The sequence below is a fragment of the Pseudomonas azotoformans genome (genome assembly GCF_900103345.1).
GTDB classification, from domain to species: domain Bacteria; phylum Pseudomonadota; class Gammaproteobacteria; order Pseudomonadales; family Pseudomonadaceae; genus Aquipseudomonas; species Aquipseudomonas azotoformans.
The window spans coordinates 849,953-871,437 of sequence record NZ_LT629702.1; the positions used below are offsets into that span (position 1 = coordinate 849,953).

At 62.9% G+C, this 21,485-nt stretch carries 17 protein-coding genes and 1 pseudogene; 15 read left to right on the forward strand and 3 right to left on the reverse strand.

The genetic code is table 11. The features are described from left to right. Positions 1-7 precede the first annotated feature (7 nt). From BLR69_RS03635 to BLR69_RS03645, 4 genes and pseudogenes are all read left to right on the forward strand, one after another. A complete protein-coding gene (locus BLR69_RS03635; RefSeq protein WP_071496122.1) occupies positions 8-1,096 on the forward strand; it encodes a polyamine ABC transporter substrate-binding protein in 1,089 nt (362 codons plus the stop codon). Further along, positions 1,093-2,388: an NAD(P)/FAD-dependent oxidoreductase gene (locus BLR69_RS03640; RefSeq protein ID WP_071496121.1), complete on the forward strand. Its 1,296-nt coding sequence runs from the start codon at positions 1,093-1,095 to the stop codon at positions 2,386-2,388. Before BLR69_RS03635 ends, BLR69_RS03640 begins: the two co-directional genes overlap by 4 nt. Before the next feature lie 154 nt (positions 2,389-2,542). Then, positions 2,543-2,632, forward strand: a pseudogene (locus tag BLR69_RS31045) (oxidoreductase); the annotation flags it as partial. Positions 2,633-2,661: 29 nt separating this feature from the next. Next, positions 2,662-3,078: an SRPBCC family protein gene (locus BLR69_RS03645; RefSeq protein ID WP_071496120.1), complete on the forward strand. Its 417-nt coding sequence runs from the start codon at positions 2,662-2,664 to the stop codon at positions 3,076-3,078. 117 nt (positions 3,079-3,195) lie between these two features. Here BLR69_RS03645 and BLR69_RS03650 read toward each other — a convergent pair whose 3' ends face one another. Further along, positions 3,196-4,590 (reverse strand): sensor histidine kinase, encoded by a 1,395-nt coding sequence (locus tag BLR69_RS03650; RefSeq protein ID WP_071496119.1) that lies wholly within the window; start codon positions 4,588-4,590, stop codon positions 3,196-3,198. Next, entirely contained in the window at positions 4,568-5,251 is a 684-nt protein-coding gene (locus BLR69_RS03655) for a response regulator transcription factor (RefSeq protein ID WP_010564812.1), read from the reverse strand. Before BLR69_RS03655 ends, BLR69_RS03650 begins: the two co-directional genes overlap by 23 nt. Before the next feature lie 324 nt (positions 5,252-5,575). Between BLR69_RS03655 and BLR69_RS03660 the strand changes: the two genes are divergently transcribed. The 6 genes from BLR69_RS03660 to BLR69_RS03685 all read left to right on the forward strand — a co-directional run bounded on the left by BLR69_RS03660 (position 5,576) and on the right by BLR69_RS03685 (position 13,657). After that, positions 5,576-6,481 carry a hypothetical protein gene (locus tag BLR69_RS03660; RefSeq protein WP_058425745.1) on the forward strand — a complete coding sequence of 302 codons (906 nt, stop codon included), beginning with the start codon at positions 5,576-5,578 and terminating at the stop codon, positions 6,479-6,481. 249 nt (positions 6,482-6,730) lie between these two features. Further along, on the forward strand, positions 6,731-7,588 hold the full coding sequence (locus tag BLR69_RS03665) for a hypothetical protein (protein WP_134434923.1): 858 nt from the start codon (positions 6,731-6,733) through the stop codon (positions 7,586-7,588). A 78-nt stretch (positions 7,589-7,666) separates the two neighbouring features. Continuing rightward, a complete protein-coding gene (locus BLR69_RS03670) occupies positions 7,667-8,005 on the forward strand; it encodes a hypothetical protein (protein WP_071496117.1) in 339 nt (112 codons plus the stop codon). A 96-nt stretch (positions 8,006-8,101) separates the two neighbouring features. Beyond that, on the forward strand, positions 8,102-9,340 hold the full coding sequence (locus tag BLR69_RS03675; RefSeq protein WP_071496116.1) for a TolC family protein: 1,239 nt from the start codon (positions 8,102-8,104) through the stop codon (positions 9,338-9,340). Further along, positions 9,333-10,562 (forward strand): efflux RND transporter periplasmic adaptor subunit, encoded by a 1,230-nt coding sequence (locus BLR69_RS03680; protein WP_071496115.1) that lies wholly within the window; start codon positions 9,333-9,335, stop codon positions 10,560-10,562. Before BLR69_RS03675 ends, BLR69_RS03680 begins: the two co-directional genes overlap by 8 nt. Further along, on the forward strand, positions 10,559-13,657 hold the full coding sequence (locus tag BLR69_RS03685; RefSeq protein ID WP_071496114.1) for an efflux RND transporter permease subunit: 3,099 nt from the start codon (positions 10,559-10,561) through the stop codon (positions 13,655-13,657). Before BLR69_RS03680 ends, BLR69_RS03685 begins: the two co-directional genes overlap by 4 nt. Before the next feature lie 54 nt (positions 13,658-13,711). Here BLR69_RS03685 and BLR69_RS03690 read toward each other — a convergent pair whose 3' ends face one another. Next, the gene (locus tag BLR69_RS03690; RefSeq protein WP_012723775.1) at positions 13,712-14,620 is read right to left on the reverse strand and encodes a MurR/RpiR family transcriptional regulator; all 909 of its coding nucleotides are present in this window, start codon (positions 14,618-14,620) and stop codon (positions 13,712-13,714) included. A gap of 284 nt (positions 14,621-14,904) precedes the next feature. On the opposite strand from BLR69_RS03690, the gene BLR69_RS03695 reads away from it, so the two are divergent. From BLR69_RS03695 to iolD, 5 genes are all read left to right on the forward strand, one after another. Further along, positions 14,905-16,842, forward strand: a complete 1,938-nt coding sequence (locus tag BLR69_RS03695; protein WP_071496113.1) for a bifunctional 5-dehydro-2-deoxygluconokinase/5-dehydro-2-deoxyphosphogluconate aldolase — start codon at positions 14,905-14,907, stop codon at positions 16,840-16,842. A gap of 170 nt (positions 16,843-17,012) precedes the next feature. Then, positions 17,013-17,906 (forward strand): myo-inosose-2 dehydratase, encoded by an 894-nt coding sequence (gene iolE, locus BLR69_RS03700; protein ID WP_071496112.1) that lies wholly within the window; start codon positions 17,013-17,015, stop codon positions 17,904-17,906. Beyond that, positions 17,903-18,691: a 5-deoxy-glucuronate isomerase gene (gene iolB / locus BLR69_RS03705; RefSeq protein WP_071496111.1), complete on the forward strand. Its 789-nt coding sequence runs from the start codon at positions 17,903-17,905 to the stop codon at positions 18,689-18,691. The genes iolE and iolB overlap by 4 nt, the downstream gene beginning before the upstream one ends. A 29-nt stretch (positions 18,692-18,720) precedes the next feature. Then, positions 18,721-19,536, forward strand: coding sequence for a TIM barrel protein (locus tag BLR69_RS03710; protein WP_071496110.1), 816 nt, complete (start codon positions 18,721-18,723; stop codon positions 19,534-19,536). A gap of 10 nt (positions 19,537-19,546) precedes the next feature. Beyond that, positions 19,547-21,478, forward strand: a complete 1,932-nt coding sequence (gene iolD, locus BLR69_RS03715) for a 3D-(3,5/4)-trihydroxycyclohexane-1,2-dione acylhydrolase (decyclizing) (RefSeq protein ID WP_071496109.1) — start codon at positions 19,547-19,549, stop codon at positions 21,476-21,478. Positions 21,479-21,485: the final 7 nt, after the last annotated feature.

Genomic DNA, 21,485 nt, shown 5'->3' on the forward strand with positions numbered 1-21,485 from the left:
TGTCGATATGCGTCTTGTAAAACAGCTTCTCCCGCTGGCCCTGGTGGCCGCATTCAGCAGTGCCGGCCAGGCGGCGCCGACAGTCAGTATCTACAACTGGACCGACTATATCGGCGAGACCACCCTGGCCGACTTCCAGGCCAAGACTGGGATCAAGCCGATCTACGACGTGTTCGACTCCAACGAGACCCTGGAAGGCAAGTTGCTCGCCGGCCGCACCGGCTATGACGTGGTGGTGCCGTCAAACCACTTCCTGGCGCGCCAGGTCAAGGCCGGTGCGTTCCTCAAGCTCGACCGCACGCAATTGCCCAACTTCAAGAACCTCGACCCCAAGCTGCTCGCGCTGCTGGAGAAAAACGACTCGGGTAACGCGCACTCGGTGCCGTACCTGTGGGGCACCAATGGCATCGGCTACAACGTCGACAAGGTCAAGCAGGTGCTGGGCATCGACCATATCGACTCATGGGCGGTGCTGTTCGAACCGGAGAACATCAAGAAGCTCAACCAGTGCGGCGTGGCCTTCCTCGATTCGGCGGACGAGCTGTTCCCGGCGATCCTCAACTACATGGGCAAGGACCCGCGCAGCGAGAATCCCAAGGATTATCAGGAAGCCGAAGCCAAGCTGCTGACGCTGCGGCCGTACATCACCTACTTCCATTCCTCCAAGTACATCTCGGACCTGGCCAACGGTGATATCTGCGTGGCCTTCGGGTATTCCGGCGATGTGTTCCAGGCGGCGAACCGTGCCAAGGAGGCCAAGAACGGCGTGAACATCGCCTATTCCATTCCCAAGGAAGGTTCCAACCTCTGGTTCGACCTGCTGGCGATTCCCGCCGACGCGAGCAACCCGAAAGAAGCCCACGCCTTCATCAACTACCTGCTCGACCCGCAAGTGATCGCCAAGGTCAGCGCCTCGGTGGGCTATGCCAACGCCAACCCGGCGGCCAAGGCGTTCATGGACCCTGAGTTGGTGAACAACCCTGAGGTGTATCCGCCGCAGGCGGTGCTCGACAAACTCTATATTTCCACCACGCCGACCCCGTCGACCATGCGCCTGATGACCCGCGCCTGGAGCAAAGTGAAGACCAACAAATGATGCAGCCGACTGACCACGCCCGGTCCTACTACCGGGCCACGGCCAACGCCCTGGCGGAGCGCCCCGCATTGGGCACCGACCTGACCGCCGATGTGTGCGTGATCGGCGGCGGGTTCACTGGCGTGAATACCGCCATCGAACTGGCCCAGCGCGGGCTCTCGGTGATTCTGCTGGAAGCCCGGCGCATCGGCTGGGGCGCCAGCGGGCGCAACGGCGGGCAGTTGATCCGCGGTATCGGCCATGACGTGTCGGGATTTGCCAAATACGTGGGCGAGGAGGGCGTGCGTTACCTGGAGCGCGCTGGGATCGAGTCGGTGGCCTTGGTGGGCGAGCGCATTCGCGAACACGGCATTGACTGCGACCTGCGCTGGGGCTTTTGTGAATTGGCGAACACGCCCGCGCAGTTCGCCGCGTTCAAGGGCGAGCAGGCGCACCTGGCGGAGCTTGGGTATGCCCACGAAACCCGCCTGGTCGGCCCGCAGGATATGCAGCAAGTGGTCGGTTCGAAGGTGTATGCCGGGGGACTGGTGGACATGGGCTCCGGGCATTTGCATCCGTTGAACCTGGTACTGGGTGAAGCGCGACTGGCCGAGTCCCTCGGCGTGCGGATTTTCGAGCACACCGAAGTGCTGCAACTGATCCACGGCGACACGGTGCAAGTGCGCTGCGCCGGCGGCACGGTGCGCGCGACCAGCCTGGTGCTGGCCTGCAATGCACACCTGGAAGAACTGGAACCACGCTTGAGCGGCAAGGTACTTCCGGCGGGCAGCTACATCATCGCCACCGAGCCGTTATCGGAAGCCGTCGCCCAGCAGTTGATCCCACAGAACCTGGCGCTGTGCGACCAGAAAGTCGGGCTGGACTATTACCGGCTGTCCGCTGACCGGCGCCTGTTGTTCGGCGGCGCCTGCCATTACTCGGGGCGCGATCCGGCGGACATCGCCGCCTACATGCGCCCGAAAATGCTCAAGGTGTTCCCTCAACTGGCGCAGACCGCCATTGAGTTCCAGTGGGGTGGCAAGATCGGCATTACCGCCAACCGCTTTCCGCAGGTGGGGCGCCTGAAGCAGTACCCCAATGTGTTTTATGCCCAGGGGTATTCCGGGCATGGGCTGAACGTGACGCACTGGTGTGCAAGGTTGCTGGCCGAGGGGATTCACGCAGGCGTGAGTTCGGGCCTGGATATTTTCAGCCAGGTGCCGCATATGACCTTTCCGGGGGGGAAGGCATTGCGGTCACCGTTGTTGGCGTTGGGGATGATGTGGTTTCGGTTGCGAGAGTTCGTGCAGTGACGGGCCGCAACATCACAGGTATTGGCAGCTGCTATGCACATCGCCAGATAGGTTTGGGGGGCTACACTGCGCAATTCAGCGCGTAAAGGACTGCTCATGTCCGCGAATAATGCTCGGCGGAACCCTCTCTGGTTGAGTGGCTCAGCCTGCACCGGTGGCGTACATTGCTTCACCGCTTTCTTCTGCGACTACCGGTGCCGCGTTGCGCGTCGACGGTGGTGTTGTTGACAGCATGGCGATCTGAATTGTTTTTCATTTTCTGGAGTATTTATCGTGGCAATAGCGTCTTCTGTGATTGAAATCCCGGTGTCGGCCGATCAGGTCTGGCAATTGGTCGGCGGCTTCAACAGCCTGCCGAACTGGTTGCCGTTGATTGTCAAAAGTGAGCCGGACGATGGCGGCCGCGTGCGTCACCTGCAAACGGCGGACGGCGCAGTGATCGTCGAGCGCTTGCAGCGCTTTGATCACGTCGGGCGTACCTACAGCTACACCATTGAGCAGTCGCCGTTTCCGGTGAGTGCGTATCTGGCGACGTTGCAGGTTGAGGCGCTGACGGACGCTTCGGCGAAAGTGACCTGGTCCGGTGTGTTCACGCCAGCGGCGGGGACCACGGATGCGGCAGTGGAGGAGCTGTTTGCCGGTGTCTACAGCGGTGGTCTTGAGGCCCTACGCGCCAACTTCCCGGCCTGATCCAGTCCAATGTGGGAGGGGGCTTGCCCCCGATGGCGGTGCTTCAGTCAATATGTAGGGTGACTGACACACTGCAATCGGGGGCAAGCCCCCTCCCACATTGGGACGCCAGTGGTCTCAGGCCTCCGGCATCAGTTGCTGGCGGCACTCCAGCACCAGGCGGGCACCGCCTTGCTCACTCGTCCCTACGTCCAGCTTGAAGCCATGCAAGTTGATGATCGCCGCCACAATCGACAAGCCCAATCCAAACCCGCCTTGCTGGTCGCTTTCATCCACGCGGTAGAAACGCTGGAACACCGCATCCCGCTCCGCTGCCGGTATACCCGGCCCGGAGTCGTGCACTTCGATACGCGTGCTGCCGGCGTCATTGACCCCGCGCAGGATCACTGTGCCGCCCGGCGGAGAGAATTTGATCGAATTGCTCAGCAGGTTGGCCAGGGCTTCGAACAACAGGGCACGGTCGCCGGTGATCCATGGCAGGGACTCCGGGGTTTCGAGCTTCAGTTGCAGTTCACCTTCTTCGGCCAGGGGCAGGTAGAAGTCGTGCAACTCGCGCAGTAGTGGCAACGGGTCCATGACCAGGAAACCGGAGCGGCGCTGATGGTCCTCCAGCTCGGAGATGCGTAACAGCCCGCGAAAGCGCGCCATCAGGGTGTCGGTCTCGGCAATTGCATCGTCGAGTTTCACCGCGTAGTCCGACTCGGCCTCAGCCTCCTGCCTGATGCGATACAGCTGCGCACGCAGGCGGGTCAGCGGGGTGCGCAGGTCGTGGGCGATGTTGTCGCACACACCCTTGACCTCGTTCATCAGCTTCTCGATGCGGTCGAGCATGGCGTTGACGATGGCCGCGAGCATGTCCAGTTCGTCACGCCGGTTGGACAGCGGCAGGCGGTGGGTGAGGTCGCCGGCGACGATGGCTTCGGCGCTGGCCTGGATCCCACGGATACGCCGCAACGGGCGGCGGCGCAGCAAGTGCCAGCCGGCCGCGCCGGGAATAATCGTCAGGGACAATGCCCAGAGCAGGGCATGCCAGATGATCCGGGTCACGCCGAACAGCGAGCCGTTGGCGCGCACCAGCACCAGCCAACGGCCGTCTTCGGTGTGGGTGGCCACGGCGTCGCAGCTGTCTTTAGGCAGTTTGGGGTCGTCAGACTCGACGCAATTGGCCAGGGCGTGGATCTTGCCGTCCAGCGGCAGATCCGGCGGGATCGCACGAATCGGCCCGCTCAAGGGACGGAATTGTTCATCGAACAGGCCGTAGGCATCCACGCCCTTCATGTCGAAGGTCATGCTGGTGGTCAGCGCTTCCACCAGTTCCTCGCCGTCGAAGCGCTGGAACAGGTGCTGGCGCTGCATCAGGGAGTGGCGCGACAGGTCGCCCAGGTAACCTGACACCTCGTAATACAGCACCCCCATGAGGATGCAGCTCCAGGCCACGAACAGCGAGCTGTACAGCGCCAGCAGGCGGCTGCTGGAGGAGCGCCAGCCTTTAGAGGGGTTCAGCAATGACATAACCGGAACCTCGTACCGTGCGGATCAGCGGCGTGAGGCCCGGTGGGTCGATCTTTTTGCGCAGACGGCCGATGTGCACGTCGATCAGGTTGGTGCCCGGGTCGAAGTGATAGCCCCAGACTTCCTCAAAGATCATCATCCGCGACAGGATCTGCCCGGTGTTGCGCATCAGGAATTCCAGCAGTTTGTATTCGGTGGGCAGCAGGCTCAGGGGTTGATCGGCGCGGCTGGCTTCGCGGCTGATCAGGTTCAACTCCAGGTCGGCCACACGCAGGGCGGTTTCGAATTCCTTGACCGTGCTTTTGCGCCGCAGCAGTACCTCGACGCGGGCGGCCATTTCATCCGAGGCGAACGGTTTGGTGAGGTAGTCATCACCGCCGGCACGCAGGCCACGCACGCGTTCGTCAACGTCGGAGAGGGCGCTGATCATCAGGATCGGCGTGGAGACGCCAATGGTACGCAGCGTGGTCACGATGGCCAGGCCATCGAGTTCCGGCAGCATGCGGTCGAGGGTGATCAGGTCGTAATCGCCACTCACGGCGCGGACCAGGCCTTCACGGCCGTTGTCTACCCAATCTACATCCAGTCCATGGCTACTCAGCTCGGCGACGATCTCGCGAGCCGTTACGGCGTCATCCTCGATGGTCAAAATTCGGGTCATGGGATTACCTTTCACACTGGAAGACCGCAATCGCCGGTAAGCCGGCTCCTACAGAAGTGGGGGCATTTTGCCAAGAAACGGCTGAATGCTTCCTAAATAAAACTTCATGTTGGCAAAACTGACACCGATTTCATCGCCGCGCCGGGGAATGCATAACGCCCGCTTCAAACGGCCATTTCTTGCAAGTTGCATGGGTCAGGTTAGTTCAAATTACTTAATTCATTGAAATATAAGGACTTTATTTTTTGACCAGGCTGGCATGGTGCCTGCACTGTCCCTTTTGAGACTTGTAACACTATTTTTCTGCCTTGGAGCAAAACAACAATGATCACATCCTCATCCACGCTGCAAGAGTCGAGCGCGCTCTCCGGGGTTTCCTGGGGGGCGATTTTTGCCGGGGCTGCCGCCGCGGCTGCGCTGTCGCTGATCCTGGTGCTGCTAGGCTTCGGCCTGGGCTTTTCGGCGGTGTCGCCGTGGGCCGACAGCGGTATCAGTGCCAAGGGACTGGGTATTTCCACGATTGTCTGGCTGGCCTTTACCCAGATCGTTGCATCCGGCCTGGGCGGTTACATCGCCGGTCGGTTGCGTGTGAAATGGGCCAATATGCACGGCGATGAGGTGTACTTTCGCGACACCGCCCATGGCTTCCTGGCCTGGGCCGTTGCCACACTGGTCACTGCCGTATTGGTGGTCGGTTCGGTCAGCAGTGTGGTCAGCGGCGGCGTGAAAGCCGGTGCCAGCGTTGCAGCCGGTGCGGCCAGCGGTATCACCCAAGCCGCCGGCAGTGCCGCCAAAGGTGCCAACAGCGGCGATTTCGATTACTACGTAGACAGCCTGTTCCGTGACGATCGCCCGGTCGCCGTCAGCGATGACGCCGCCCATGGCGTGGTGGCGCGCATCTTCACCCGTACCCTGAGCAACGACGGCCAGCTTGCGCCGGAAGACCGTGCCTACCTGGCCCAGTTGATCAGCCAGCGCACCAACCTCAGCCAGGCGGATGCCGAAGCGCGCATCGACAAAGTCTACGGCGACGCCCGTAAAGCGGTGGAAGACGCCAAGCTCAAAGCCAAGCAAGCTGCGGAAACCGCCGCCAAAGTGGCTGCGTATACCTCGCTGTGGACCTTCGTCGCCCTGTTGATCGGTGCGTTCTTCGCCAGCCTCGCCGCCACCTTCGGCGGTCGCCGCCGCGATGCCGTGGTGTATGTCGAAACCGAACACTTCGTTCGTTAATCAATTCAAGGAGAACAACATGCGCTCATTACTGCTCTGGTTCCTCGGTGTGCCTATCCCGGTGATCATCCTGATTGCGATCTTCATGCACTGATCCTCGCTCAGGCTTCCCAAGGCCGCGCCTGTTTCCACAGGCGCGGCTTTTTGTTCTCTCGGGCACGAAGGCTTATACCTGTGAAGTTTGACAGTATCGCCGGGCGCTGAAAGTGCCTAGTTTGGTCTAAGTCCACACTCAGTGAGAGCACGGTCATGAACCAGACAACCGGCACATGGACGGCAACTGTCGTCAACCCACAAGTCACTCCACCGAACAAACTGTTTAATGGCGATCCCGGTGAAATGCGGATGTACCGATCCGGCGGATATATCGAGATTGCTGCAACGCAAAGGTTGGGCTCCACGGTCAATGATTTCAACGGTTTCAATTTTCGTATACCGGACCTCATTCCGGGGAGTGGGTCGCACACCTTCGTGCTTGGCGTTACTGCTCTGGGTATTTATTGGGCTCATGAGCATGGTGGTGTCACGCCGTACACGGCTGTAAGTGGCAGTCTCACTGTTTCACTGGACCAGAACGACACGTTGACGGGGGCGTTCAATTTCTCGGGAGAGAACGGCAGCCAGCACGTCAGCGTCAGCCAGGGCCAGATCGACCTGACGGGCTTTATTACCCAGCCAGTACCGGTGCGGCCGCCAACGGTCACAGGTACGGGCTATATGCGAGGTGATGTTGTAGGCGGACCTTTGCCAAACCCGAACTTTGACGCGGAAGTTGTCAGCCTCAGAGAAGTCGACGGTGGTGGCATTATCAAGAACTACTTTGAAATCATCGGCAGGCAGTACGATGAGTTCAGGGTTCAGAACTATGTTGCCATCTTGCTGGACGTTGACCAGACGGCGCTTAACTACGTGTTAGGGAGTAACCGTGAAGCCCGCGCTTTTTTCGCCAAGATGGACTCCTTTGGGTTTGCGTATGCCAACAGCGGGTCGTTGAACTTCACCGCTCTACCTGCCAGCGGTCGTGCAGCCGGCAGCCTAGACTGCATGGTGCAGAAGAATCAGGAGCCGCCTTTCCACGTCAAGGTGGTGTTCGATATTGCACTCTAGGTTCAGCCGGCGGGCCTGCCGACTTCTCACGCAATTGTTAATGGCGGCTTAACCCGCGCTTGGCTAGACTCGCGCCCCATGAGCTGCCTTCTGCGTTTATTCCTGGTCCTGCTGCTGAGCCTCACGCTTCCCCTGACCGGGATGGCGGGGGTGCCGTCGAGCACCGAGCCCTGCCCGATGAAAATGTCGGACATGCCGATGATGAGCGACATGTCGCCCGACTGCTGCCAGGACGGCGCTGACCATGGCAAGGCCTGCAAGCCCGGCCAGGAATGCAAGACCGGTGGCCTGCTGCAATTTTCCTTGCCGGTGCTCAAGGCGCCCTTGACCCTGGCCCATCCGCTGCTGGTCGGCACCGCTTCCGATTTCGTCCCCCTCCGTACGCCGTCCGGCGTCTGGCGCCCACCCCGGGCCTGATCCCTGTTGCACCTCAAGACGCATCCCTTGATCGGGATGGTTTTGCTGTGGGCCGCCTGACGCGGCGCACAGCGCAACGGAACGGGAATTTTCAACATGAATGCCTCCTACATGCGCGCCCTGGTGGTGGGCGTGCTGGCGTGGCCGGCGTTGGCGAGTGCGCTGACCCTGGATGACGCCCTGCGCCTGGCGCAAAACACTGCACCGTCGCTGCTGGCCGAGTCGGCCAAGTTGCAGGCCGCCACCCAGGCGGCGATCCCGGCGGGTGAACTGCCCGACCCCAAGCTGGTGGTCGGCCTGCAGAACTTTCCCATCGGCGGGCCCAATCGCGGCACGTTGTATGGCGATGAGATGACGCAACAGATGATCGGCATCCAGCAACAAGTGCCCAGCCGCGACAAACGCAAGGCCCGGGTCGAGCTGGCCGATGCAACCATCGAGCGGGCCGCCGCCGAAGGGCGTATCGAGCGCCTGAACGTGCGCCAGGCCACGGCCCAGGCGTGGATTCGTGCGTATGCGGTCGCGCGCAAGCAAGCCTTGTTCAAGGACTTCTACCAACAGAACCGTCTGCTGCAAGACACCGTGCGTGCGCAGTTGGCTGGCGGCCGTGGTCAGGCCGCCGACGCGGTCATCCCCCGGCAGGAAGCCGCCGAGCTGGCGGGGCGCGAAGATGAGTTGACCCAGCAACGCGTCCAGGCCCGCGCCGCGCTCAAGCGTTGGATCGGCACGGCCGCCAACGAAGCCCCCAGCGGTCAGCTGCCCAACTGGACCTTCGACCCCCACAGCCTGAACCACAACCTGCACCAGCACCCGGCACTGCAAGCCTACGTGCCGCGCACCCGTGAAGCGCAGGCGCGCTTGCAGGAGGCCAAGGCGCAAAAGACCTCTGACTGGAGTTGGGAGGTCGACTACGGGCATCGCAGCCGTGAGTTCGGTGACATGGTCAACGTGCAGTTCACCTTTGACCTGCCGATCTTCCCCGGCCGTCGACAGAACCCCGGCATTGCCGCCAAACAGGCCGAGCTGGACCAGCTCGACGCCGAGCGTGCAGCCGCGACCCGTGAGCATATCCAGATGCTCGATGACGACCTCGCCGACTACCAGCGCCTGGACCGCGCGGTGCAACGCAGCCAGGACAGCCTGGTGCCGTTGGCCGAGGAAAAAGTCAGCTTGAGCCTGTCCGGTTACCGCGCCGGCAAAGGCGACTTGATGACGGTGGTCAACGCCCGCCGTGAGCTGGTCGAAGCCCGTTTCAAGCAGATCGATGCCATCGAACAACGCGCCCTGGTCGGCGCGCAGTTGTATTTCGCCTATGGGGAACCCGCCAATGAATAATCGAATCGTGGCCGCTGTATTGCTGTTGGGCCTGGGCGCGGGCTACGGGTTGGCGCAGTGGCAGCCCGGCGCACCCGCAATGCCCGTCAACGCCGACAAGCAGGCGCTGTACTGGTACGACCCGATGTTCCCGCAACAAAAGTTCGATAAGCCTGGCAAGTCGCCGTTCATGGACATGCAACTGGTGCCGCGCTACGCCGACGGTGCGGGGTCGGCAGCCACGCCAGCGGTGCAGATTGACCCGGGTCTGGCGCAGAACATCGGCGTGCGCCTGGCGAGTGTGAGCCGCGGCATGCTGACCTCCCGCCTGGAACTGTCGGGCATCCTGGCCTTCAACGATCGCGATGTGGCGGTGGTGCAGGCGCGGGCGGCGGGGTTTGTCGAGCGGGTTTACGCGCGGGCGCCGGGGGATGTGCTCAAGGCCGGCGCGCCATTGGTGGACCTGCTGATACCCGAGTGGGCGGCCGCCCAGGAGGAGTTCCTGGCCCTGCGACGCAGCGCCGAGCGCGGTTTGATTGCCGCTGCCCGCCAACGCCTGCGCCTGAGCGGGATGCCGGCCGGGTTGATTGCGCAGATGGAACGCAGCGGCCAGGTGCAGTCGGTCTTGACCGTGACCAGCCCGATCAGCGGCGCGCTGCAAACCCTCGAGGTGCGCGAAGGCATGACCGTGGCGCCGGGGCAGACCCTGGCGCGGTTCAACGGCCTGGGCTCGGTGTGGTTGCAGGTCGCCGTGCCCGAAGCCCAGGGGGCCACGTTGAAAGTGGGGCAAACCGTGCAGAGCCGCTTCGTCGGCTTGCCGGGCAAGACGCTCGACGGCACGGTCAGCGCGGTCTTGCCGGCCACCGCCATGGATAGCCGCACCGTGCAAGTGCGGGTCGAGCTGCCCAACCCCGACGGCGCCTTGCGCCCGGGCATGACCGCCCAGGTCAGCCTGGCACAGACCAGCGGCCAAGCAGTGTTGCAGGTGCCCAGTGAAGCGTTGATCCGCACCGGCAAGCGCGTGCTGGTGATGCTGGCCGAGGAGGGTGGGCGCTATCGTCCGGTCGAGGTCGAAACCGGCGTGGAAAACCAGGACCACACGGTGATCCTCAGTGGCCTGCAGGAAGGCCAGCAGGTGGTCGCCTCCGGGCAGTTCCTGCTCGACTCCGAGGCCAGTCTCAAGGGCATTACCGCCACCGCTGCGGAAGCGGCGATGAACATGCAGCCGGGAGCCCAGCCATGATCGCGCTACTGATTCGCTGGTCGGTGGCCAATCGCTTCCTGGTGCTGCTCGCCACCTTGTTCATCACCGCGTGGGGCGTGTGGTCGGTGCAGAACACACCCGTCGACGCTTTGCCAGATCTATCGGATGTGCAGGTAATCATCCGCACCCCGTACCCGGGCCAGGCGCCGCAGATTGTGGAGAACCAGGTCACGTACCCGATGACCACTACCATGCTCTCGGTGCCGGGGGCCAAGACCGTGCGCGGTTTTTCGTTCTTCGGCGACAGCTACGTGTACGTGTTGTTCGATGAAGGCACCGACCTGTACTGGGCGCGCTCGCGGGTGCTGGAATACCTCAGCCAGTTGCAGGCGCGGCTGCCGGCATCGGCCAAACCGTCATTGGGGCCGGACGCCACCGGCGTGGGCTGGATCTACCAGTACGCCTTGGTGGACCGCACCGGCCAGCACGACCTGGCGCAATTGCGCGCGTTGCAGGACTGGTTCCTCAAGTTCGAACTCAAGACCCTGCCGAATGTGGCGGAAGTCGCCACCATCGGTGGCCAGGTTAAACAATACCAGGTGCAGCTCGACCCGCTGGCCCTGGCCAGTCGCGGCATTACCCAGGCGCAAGTGAAAGACGCGATCGACAAAGCCAACCAGGAAGCCGGCGGCTCGGTGCTGAACCTGGGCGAGTCCGAATACGTGGTGCGTGCCTCCGGCTACCTGAAAAACCTGGCCGACTTCCGCGCCATCCCGCTGCGCCTCGACGCCAACAATGTGCCGGTCACCCTCGGCGACGTGGCGAACATCCAGCTCGGCCCGGACCTGCGCCGGGGCATCAGTGAGCTGGACGGCGAGGGCGCAGCGGTCGGCGGCGTGGTGATCCTGCGCAGCGGCAAGAATGCGCGGGAAGCCATCGCCGCGGTCAAGACCAAGCTGGAACAGTTGAAAGGCAGCCTGCCGCCGGGTGTGGAGATCGTCACCACCTACGACCGCAGCAAGCTGATCGACCGCGCCGTGGACAACCTCAGCCATAAGTTGCTGGAAGAGTTCCTGGTGGTGGCCTTGGTGTGCGGGATTTTCCTGTGGCACCTGCGCTCTTCCCTGGTGGCGATCATCTCGTTGCCGGTGGGTGTACTGATCGCGTTTATCGTCATGCGCTTCCAGGGCATCAACGCCAACATCATGTCCCTGGGCGGTATTGCGATTGCCATCGGTGCGATGGTCGATGCGGCGGTGGTGATGATCGAAAACGCGCACAAGAAAATCGAAGCCTGGCACCACGCCAACCCTGGCCGGGAACTCAAGGGCGATGCGCACTGGAAGGTGATGACGGACGCGGCGGTCGAGGTCGGCCCGGCGCTGTTTTTCTGCCTGCTGATCATTACGCTGTCGTTTATTCCGGTGTTCACCTTGCAGGCCCAGGAAGGCCGGCTGTTCGGGCCGCTAGCCTACACCAAGACCTACGCCATGGCGGCCGCCGCCGGGTTGTCGGTGACCTTGATCCCGGTGCTGATGGGCTACTGGATTCGCGGGCGCATACCCGACGAGCAACGCAACCCGCTCAATCGCGGCCTGATCAAGCTCTACCAGCCGGCGCTGGAGGCGGTGCTGCGCTGGCCGCGCATGACCCTGCTGGTGGCGCTGCTGATGGTGGCGAGCGCGCTGTGGCCGATCTCGAAACTGGGCGGTGAGTTCCTGCCGCCGCTGGATGAGGGCGATCTGTTGTACATGCCTTCGGCGCTGCCGGGTTTGTCGACACAGACAGCGGGTGAACTGCTGCAACGCACCGACCGGCTGATCAAGACGGTGCCCGAAGTCGCCCACGTGTTCGGCAAGGCCGGTCGCGCTGAAACCGCCACCGACCCGGCGCCGCTGGAGATGTTCGAGACCACCATCGAGTTCAAGCCCAAGGACCAATGGCGCCCCGGCATGACCCCGGACAAACTGGTCAAGGAGCTGGACCGCGTGGTGCAGGTGCCGGGCCTGACCAACATCTGGATCCCGCCGATCCGCAACCGTATCGACATGCTGGCGACCGGGGTCAAGAGCCCGATTGGCGTGAAGGTTGCGGGCACCAGCCTGATGCAGATCGATGTGGTGACCCAGGCCGTGGAGAAAGTCGCCAAGACCGTGCCTGGCGTGAGTTCGGCGCTGGCCGAACGCTTGACCGGCGGGCGCTACATCGACGTCGACATCGACCGTGCCGCCGCCGCGCAATACGGGCTGAACATCAGCGATGTGCAGTCCATCGTGTCGGGTGCGGTGGGCGGTGAAACCATCGGCGAAACCGTGGAAGGCCTGGCGCGTTTCCCCATCAGCCTGCGCTACCCGAAGGAATGGCGCGACTCGGTGGAAGCGCTGCGCAACCTGCCGGTGTACACGCCGCAGGGCAGCCAGATCACCCTGGGCACGGTGGCCAGGATCAAGGTCAACGATGGCCCGCCGATGCTCAAGAGTGAAAACGCGCGGCCTTCCGGTTGGGTGTATATCGACGTGCGTGATCGTGACCTGGCTTCGGTGGTCAAGGACCTGCGTGCGGCGATCAACCAGCAGGTGCAGTTGCAACCGGGGATGAGCCTCAGTTATTCGGGGCAGTTCGAGTTCCTTGAACGCGCCAACCAGCGTTTGAAGCTGGTGGTGCCGGCCACCTTGCTGATCATCTTCGTGCTGCTGTACCTGACCTTTCGCCGGGTGGGGGAGGCGTTGCTGATCCTCGCGACCTTGCCGTTCGCGTTGACCGGCGGCGTGTGGCTGCTCTACTGGCTGGGCTTCAACCTGTCGGTCGCCACGGGCGTGGGTTTTATTGCGCTGGCGGGGGTGTCGGCGGAGTTCGGCGTGATCATGCTGCTGTACCTGAAGAACGCCTGGGCCGAGCGCAAGGATGGCAATCTATTGGCGGCCATCACCGAAGGTGCGGTGCTGCGGGTACGGCCCAAGGCGATGACGGTGGCGGTGATCATTGCCGGGTTACTGCCGATTTTGCTGGGCAGCGGCACCGGCAGTGAGGTGATGAGCCGGATTGCTGCACCGATGATTGGCGGGATGCTGACGGCGCCGTTGTTGTCGCTGTTCGTCATTCCCGCAGCCTACTACCTGATGCGCCGCCGATAAACATGTGGGAGGGGGCAAGCTCCCTCCCACAAGGGATCTCCAATGCCGGCAGGTTCAGTCGTCGAACCCGACCTGCTCGTGAATCTCATCCACCTTCAGCTCCAACCGGTACGCCACCGCAATAAACAGCGCCTGGCACAGGCACAGGGTGGCGCTCAACGAGCGGAAGGCGAACGACGAGCCTTCATTCACCAACAGCACTGCGTTCGCCCGCTTGGCCAGGGGCGACAGGTTGCTGTCGGTGATGATCAGCGTCTTGGCCTGGTGGTGCTGGGCGATGCGCAGGCAGTGCTGGGTCTCTTTGCCGTAGGGCGTGAAGCTGATGGCGATCACCAGGTCATTGGCGCGCACGCTGCGCATCTGCTCGCGGTAGCTGCCGCCCAGGCCCGAGATCAGGTGGATGCGCTTGTTGGTGTGCTGCAGGTTGTAGACCAGGTAATCGGCCACCGCAAAGGAACGGCGCACGCCGACCACGTAGATGTTGTCGGCGTTGACCACCAGGTCCACGGCTTTGTCGAAGGCGACATCATCCAGCTCCAAGCCCAGGCGCTCGATGCCTGACAGCGTGGCGTTGACGCATTCGCGCGCCAGGTCGCCGCCGCTGGCCTTTTGCGACTTGTTGGCGATCATGCTGCGGATGCGCTGCTGGTAGTTCTGCACCGGCGTGGTCTTGTGGGTGTAGGCCTCGCGAAACAGTGCCTGCATCTCACTAAAGCCACTGAACCCGAAACGCTGCGAGAAACGCACGATGGCCGACGGGTGCACTTCGCATTCGCGGGCGATGTCGCTGATGCGGTCGACCATGATCCGGTCGCTCTGCTGGCTCATGTAGCTGGCGATGCGCTTGAGCTGGCGCGGCAGGCTCTCGTATTCGTCGGTGATCAGCTGCAACAGGCGCTCGGCATTGATCGGAGGGCTGGCGATAGAGTCTTCCAGGGTGGTCTCGGGATCGGTGCGGGACATGGGCAATCCTTCTGGCGTTTTCGTCTGTTGCGCTGATGGGTGGCGCAAGTCTACAGGGTAGGCGCAAAAAAATACCCCGGCATCACGGCCGGCGTGGCCTGCTGAAACGATGCACTGTGGTGGGAGTGCGCCTGTACAAGCTTAATGGAAAAAATATTCCAATGAAAAAATATCTGGAATAAATATTGATTGGTGCCGCCGGACGTTCTAGTCTGCTCCCACCAAGAGCGTTTGCCGCCCCCACGGCGGCACAACGCAGGCTGATAAAAATAACAGGAGCCAGCATGGGCCAGACTCGTTTTGCCAGTGGGCGTCAATTGGATCTGATTTGCCTCGGGCGCCTGGGCGTCGACCTCTATGCACAGCAAGTCGGTGCGCGGCTTGAGGACGTGTCCAGCTTCGCCAAGTACCTCGGCGGGTCCTCCGCCAATATCGCCTTCGGCACCGCCAGGCTCGGGCTCAAGTCGGCGATGCTGAGCCGGGTCGGCGACGACCACATGGGTCGTTTCCTGGTGGAATCCCTGGCCCGCGAGGGCTGCGATGTCAGCGGCATCAAGGTCGACCCGGAACGCCTCACCGCCCTGGTGCTGCTCGGCCTCAAGGACCGCGAAACCTTCCCCCTGGTGTTCTACCGCGAAAACTGCGCCGACATGGCCCTGCGCGCCGAGGACATCAACGAAGCCTTTATCGCGTCCAGCAAAGCCCTGCTGATCACCGGCACGCATTTCTCCACCGACGGCGTGTACAAGGCCAGCATCCAGGCCCTGGATTACGCGGCCAGGCACAACGTCAAGCGCGTGCTGGATATCGACTATCGCCCGGTGCTATGGGGCCTGGCGGGCAAGGCCGATGGCGAAACCCGTTTTGTCCCCGACCAGAATGTCAGCCAGCACGTGCAGAAGATCCTGCCGCGCTTCGACCTGATCGTCGGCACCGAAGAAGAATTCCTCATCGCGGGCGGCAGTGAAGACTTGCTCGCTGCCTTGCGCAAGGTGCGTGAACTGACCCCGGCGACCCTGGTGGTCAAGCTCGGTCCGCAAGGCTGCACGGTGATCCACGGCGCCATCCCCGCACGCTTGGAAGACGGCGCCATCTACCCCGGCGTGCGCGTGGAAGTGCTCAATGTGCTGGGGGCCGGCGATGCGTTCATGTCGGGCTTCCTCAGCGGCTGGCTCAACGATGCCAGTGATGAGCGTTGCAGCCAGTTGGCCAATGCCTGCGGTGGCCTGGTGGTCTCGCGCCACGCCTGCGCACCGGCCATGCCGACGCCGGCGGAGCTGGAATACCTGTTCAACAGCCCGGTGCCGATCACCCGTCCGGACCAGGACGTGACCCTGCAGCGCCTGCACCGTGTGACGGTGCCGCGCAAAAGCTGGAAGCAGTTGTTCGTGTTTGCCTTTGACCACCGCTGGCAACTGGTGGACCTGGCGCAGAAGGGCGGCCAGGACCTGGCGCGCATCAGCGAGGCCAAGCAACTGTTTATCCAGGCCATCGAACGCGTCGAGCAAAAGCTCGCCGAACAAGGCGTAGAGGCCGATGTCGGCCTGCTCGCCGACCAGCGCTTCGGCCAGGACGCACTCAACGCCGCCAGCGGTCGCGGCTGGTGGGTCGCGCGCCCGGTGGAAGTGCAGAACTCGCGGCCGCTGGCGTTTGAACACGGCCGTTCGGTGGGCAGCAATCTGATCGCCTGGCCCCAGGAACAGATCATCAAGTGCCTGGTGCAATTCCACCCGGACGACGAACCGCTACTGCGCCTGGAACAGGAAGCGCAACTGAAAGCGGTGTACGAGGCGTCGATTGTCAGCGGCCATGAACTGCTGCTGGAAGTCATCCCGCCCAAGGACCACCCGTCCACATATCCCGACGTGCTCTATCGCAGCCTCAAGCGCCTGTACAACCTGGGCATCTACCCGGCGTGGTGGAAGATCGAAGCGCAGTCGGCCGAGGACTGGCAGAAGCTCGACGCCCTGATCCAGGAGCGCGACCCGTACTGCCGAGGCGTGGTACTGCTGGGCCTGAATGCCTCGGCCGAATGCCTCGCCGATGGCTTCCAGCAGGCCCGCCTGAGCACCACCTGCCGGGGTTTTGCGGTGGGCCGCACGATCTTCCAGGAGCCGAGCCGGGCGTGGATGGCCGGCGAGATCGACGATGAAGCCCTGATCCAGCAGGTGCAGGCCACGTTCGAACAACTGATCAACGCCTGGTGCAGTTCCCGAGGCTAAACCCAGTTCTTGATTTGAAATGCAATCCAATGTGGGAGGGGGCTTGCCCCCGATTGCGGTTGTTCAGTGACAGCAGTGGTGTCTGACACTCAGCTATCGGGGGCAAGCCCCCTCCCACATACAGCAAAAAGCAGATCTCAGTGATACCTGAAAATAATAAAGGTGCAGCCATGCCCGCAATCCGAATTGGCATCAACCCGATCTCCTGGAGCAACGACGACCTGCCGGCCCTGGGCGGTGAAACGCCCCTGAGCACCGCCCTGAGCGAAGGCAAGGAAATCGGCTACGAAGGCTTCGAACTCAACGGCAAATTCCCCAAGGACGCCAAGGGCGTCGGCGACGTGTTGCGCCCGTATGACCTGGCGCTGGTCTCCGGCTGGTATTCCAGCCGCCTGGCCCGGCGTTCGGTGGCTGAAGAAATCGAGGCCATCGCCGGGCATGTCGAGTTGCTCAAACAGAACGGCGCCACCGTGTTGGTGTACGGCGAGGTGGCCGATTCGATCCAGGGCTCGCGCATCCGCCTGATCGAACGCCCACGTTTCCACAGCGAACAGGCCTGGCAGGACTACGCCGACAAACTCACCGAACTGGCGCGCTTCACCCTGTCCCAGGGCGTGCGCCTGGCGTATCACCACCACATGGGCGCCTATGTCGAGTCCCCGGAAGACATCGACCAACTGATGCAACGCACCGGCCCCGAAGTCGGCCTGCTGTTCGATTCGGGCCATTGCTACATGGGCGGCGGCGAACCGATCGAGGTGCTGCGCAAACACATCGACCGCATCTGCCACGTGCATTTCAAGGACGTGCGCAAAGCGGTGGTACAACTGGCGCGTAACCAGATGTGGAGTTTTCCCGACTGCATCGTCAACGGCACCTTTACCGTGCCCGGCGATGGCGATATCGACTTCGCTGAACTGCTCGATGTGCTGCTGGCCGCCCACTATGAAGGTTGGCTGGTGGTGGAAGCCGAGCAGGACCCGGCCGTGGCGCCCAGCTATATCTATGCGAAAAAAGGCTACGACACCTTGCGTGCGCTTCTGAATGAGAGGACCGGACAATGAGCCTGTTGGTCAAAAGCAGCAAACGCGGCCAGACCATGGTCGCCCTGGAGGCCGGGCGCCTGGAGTACGTGGGCTTCGCCGCCTACCGCCTGAGCCTGGGCGAAACCCTGCCGGTCAGCGCTGGTGACCAGGAACTGTGCCTGGTGTTGCTCAGTGGCCGCGTGAACATCGAGGGCGAGGGCTTCAACTGGCAGAACCTGGGCGATCGCCAGTCGGTGTTTGAAGACAAATCACCGTTCTCCGCTTACCTGCCGCCGGGCACCGACGCCCAGGTCACCGCCTTGAGCGATGTGCAGATTGCGGTCTGCGCCGCGCCCGGCGCCGAAGGCTACGAACCGCGGCTGATCCGCCCGGAAACCTGCAAGCGCAGCGTGCGCGGCAAAGGTGCCAACACCCGCTATGTGTGCGACATCCTGCCCGACAGCGAACCGGCCCATTCGCTGCTGGTGGTGGAGGTGCGCACGCCGTCCGGGCATTCGTCGAGCTACCCGCCGCACAAACACGACACCGATGATTTGCCGCACCAGAGCTTCCTGGAAGAGACCTACTACCACCAGGTCAACCCGCCCCAGGGCTTTGTGTTCCAACGCGTCTACACCGACGACCGCAGCATCGACCAGGCCATGGCCGTGGAAAACAGCGACCTGGTCGTCGTGCCCAAGGGCTATCACCCGGTCAGCGTGCCCTATGGCTACGAGTCCTATTACCTGAACGTGATGGCCGGCCCCAAGCGCGCCTGGCATTTCCACAACGACCCGCAGCACAGCTGGCTGCTGGACCTCTAATCAGCGGTTCTGGACGGAGAACAACAACAATGAAGTCGCCTCTACGTTTCGCCCTTAACCGCATGGTCGCGCCCAACCTGTCCCTGCCGGATTTCATCCAGTTGGCGGCGGCGCTCAAGTGCGATGCCATCGAGCTGCGCAATGACCTGGCGGACAAGCAGATCGAGTTCGGCACCCCGGCCAGTCGCGTGCGTGAGTTGTGCGCGGTGCAGGGCATCACGGTGCTGTCCATCAACGCGCTGTACCCCTTTGACGTGTGGAACGACGAGCGTCGTGCCCAGACAATCAAGCTGGCGACCTACGCCCGCGAGTGCGGCGCCCAGGGCCTGGTGATGTGCCCGCTCAACGAGCCGGGCGACACGCGCAACGAGGCCCAGCGTGCGGCCGGTTTGCGCACGGCCTTGAGCGAGCTGGCGCCGATCCTGCGCGAGTACGGCATCCTCGGGTTTATCGAACCCCTGGGCTTTGAAGAGTGTGCGCTGCGGCGCAAGCGTGTGGCGGTGGACGCGATCAAGTCCATCGGCGGCCTGGATGTGTTCCGCCTGGTGCACGACACCTTCCATCATCACCTGGCCAGCGAGCATGAGTTCTTCCCGGAGTTGACCGGCCTGGTGCATATCTCCGGCGTCGAAGATACCGAGGCGCCGCTGAGTTCGATTCGCGACGGCCACCGCGTGCTGGTGGGCGAGGGCGACATCCTCGGCAACGCGGCGCAGATCGACACCTTGCTCAGCACCGGCTACAGCGGCTACCTGTCGTTCGAGCCGTTTGCCGAGAGCGTGCACGGGCTGGCGGATATCCAGCAGGCCTTGGGCGCAAGCATCGCCCACCTGCAGAAACGATAAGGGGCGCGACATGACCACAACCCGACTGACCATGGCCCAGGCCCTGGTGAAGTTCCTGGACAACCAATACATCGAAGTCGATGGCGTACAGAGCAAGTTCGTCGCCGGGGTGTTCACCATTTTCGGCCACGGCAATGTGCTGGGCCTGGGCCAGGCCCTGGAGCAGGACAGCGGCGACCTGGTGGTGCACCAGGGCCGCAACGAGCAGGGCATGGCCCATGCGGCGATCGGGTTCGCCAAGCAGCACCTGCGCCGCAAGATCTACGCGTGCACTGCCTCCGTGGGCCCAGGGGCGGCCAACATGCTCACCGCCGCCGCGACCGCCACGGCCAACCGTATTCCGTTGCTGCTGTTACCCGGTGATGTGTATGCCAGCCGTCAGCCCGACCCGGTGCTGCAACAGATCGAACAGTTCCATGACCTGAGCATAAGCACCAACGACGCCTTCCGCTCTGTGAGCAAATACTGGGACCGCATCAACCGCCCCGAGCAGTTGATGACTGCCGCGATCCACGCCATGCGCGTGCTTACCGACCCGGCCGAAACCGGCGCGGTGACCCTGGCATTGCCCCAGGATGTGCAGGCCGAGGCCTGGGATTATCCGGATTACTTCCTGCAAAAACGCGTGCACCGTATCGAACGGCGCCCGGCGACCAACGCGATGATCGGCGATGCATTGGCCGCTTTCCGGGGCAAGCGCAAGCCGCTGATCATCTGCGGTGGCGGGGTGAAGTACTCCGGTGCGAATGCCGCGCTGCAAGCCTTTGCCGAGCGCTTTGCTATTCCCTTCGCCGAGACCCAGGCGGGCAAGAGCGCCGTGGTCTCCAGCCATCCGCTGAACGTGGGTGGCATTGGCGAAACCGGTTGCCTGGCGGCCAACCTGCTGGCGCCCGAGGCCGACCTGATCATTGGTGTGGGCACGCGCTACACCGATTTCACCACATCGTCCAAATCGCTGTTCAAGCACCCTGAGGTGACGTTCCTCAACCTCAACATCAGCCCCTGCGATGCCTTGAAGCTTGACGGCGTGCAAGTGCTGGCCGACGCGCAGGTCGCCCTCGAAGCATTGGCGGATGCCCTCGGCGATTACCGCTCTGGCTGGGGCGAGCAGGTCGTCGAGGCCAAGGCGCAGTTGGACGCCGAAGTGGATCGTGTGCACCAGGTCGAATACCACAGCGACGGGTTTGTGCCCGAGGTCGACGACCGCCTTGACCGTGGCGTGCTGCGTGAATTTATCGAGCTGACCGGCTCGTGCCTGACCCAGAGCCGTGTACTGGGTGTGCTCAACCAGACCCTGGCCGACGATGCGATCATCGTCGCCGCCGCCGGCAGCCTGCCCGGCGACCTGCAACGCGCGTGGCGCAGCAAGGGCGTCAACACCTACCACGTCGAATACGGCTACTCGTGCATGGGCTACGAGATCAACGCGGCGCTCGGCGTGAAACTCGCCGAGCCGACTAAAGAGGTGTACGCCCTGGTCGGCGATGGCTCCTACATGATGCTGCATTCGGAGCTGGCCACCTCGATCCAGGAGCGGCGCAAGATCAACGTGGTGCTGCTCGACAACATGGCGTTCGGCTGCATCAACAACTTGCAGATCGGCAATGGCATGGACAGCTTCGGCACCGAATTCCGCTACCGCAACCCTGAGAGCGGCAAGCTCGACGGTGGGCTGGTGCCAGTGGACTTCGCCATGAGCGCGGCGGCCTATGGCTGCAAGACCTACAAGGTCAGCACCTTGGAGCAACTCGAAGCGGCGCTGGCGGATGCGCGTATACAAACGGTGTCGACGCTGATCGATATCAAGGTGCTGCCCAAGACCATGGTCCACGGCTACCTGTCGTGGTGGCGGGTGGGTGTGGCGCAAGTGTCCACCAGCGAACGCACGAATGCCGCCGCGAAAAAACTCAATGAACACCTGGCGAAGGCCCGGCAGTACTAATAACAAG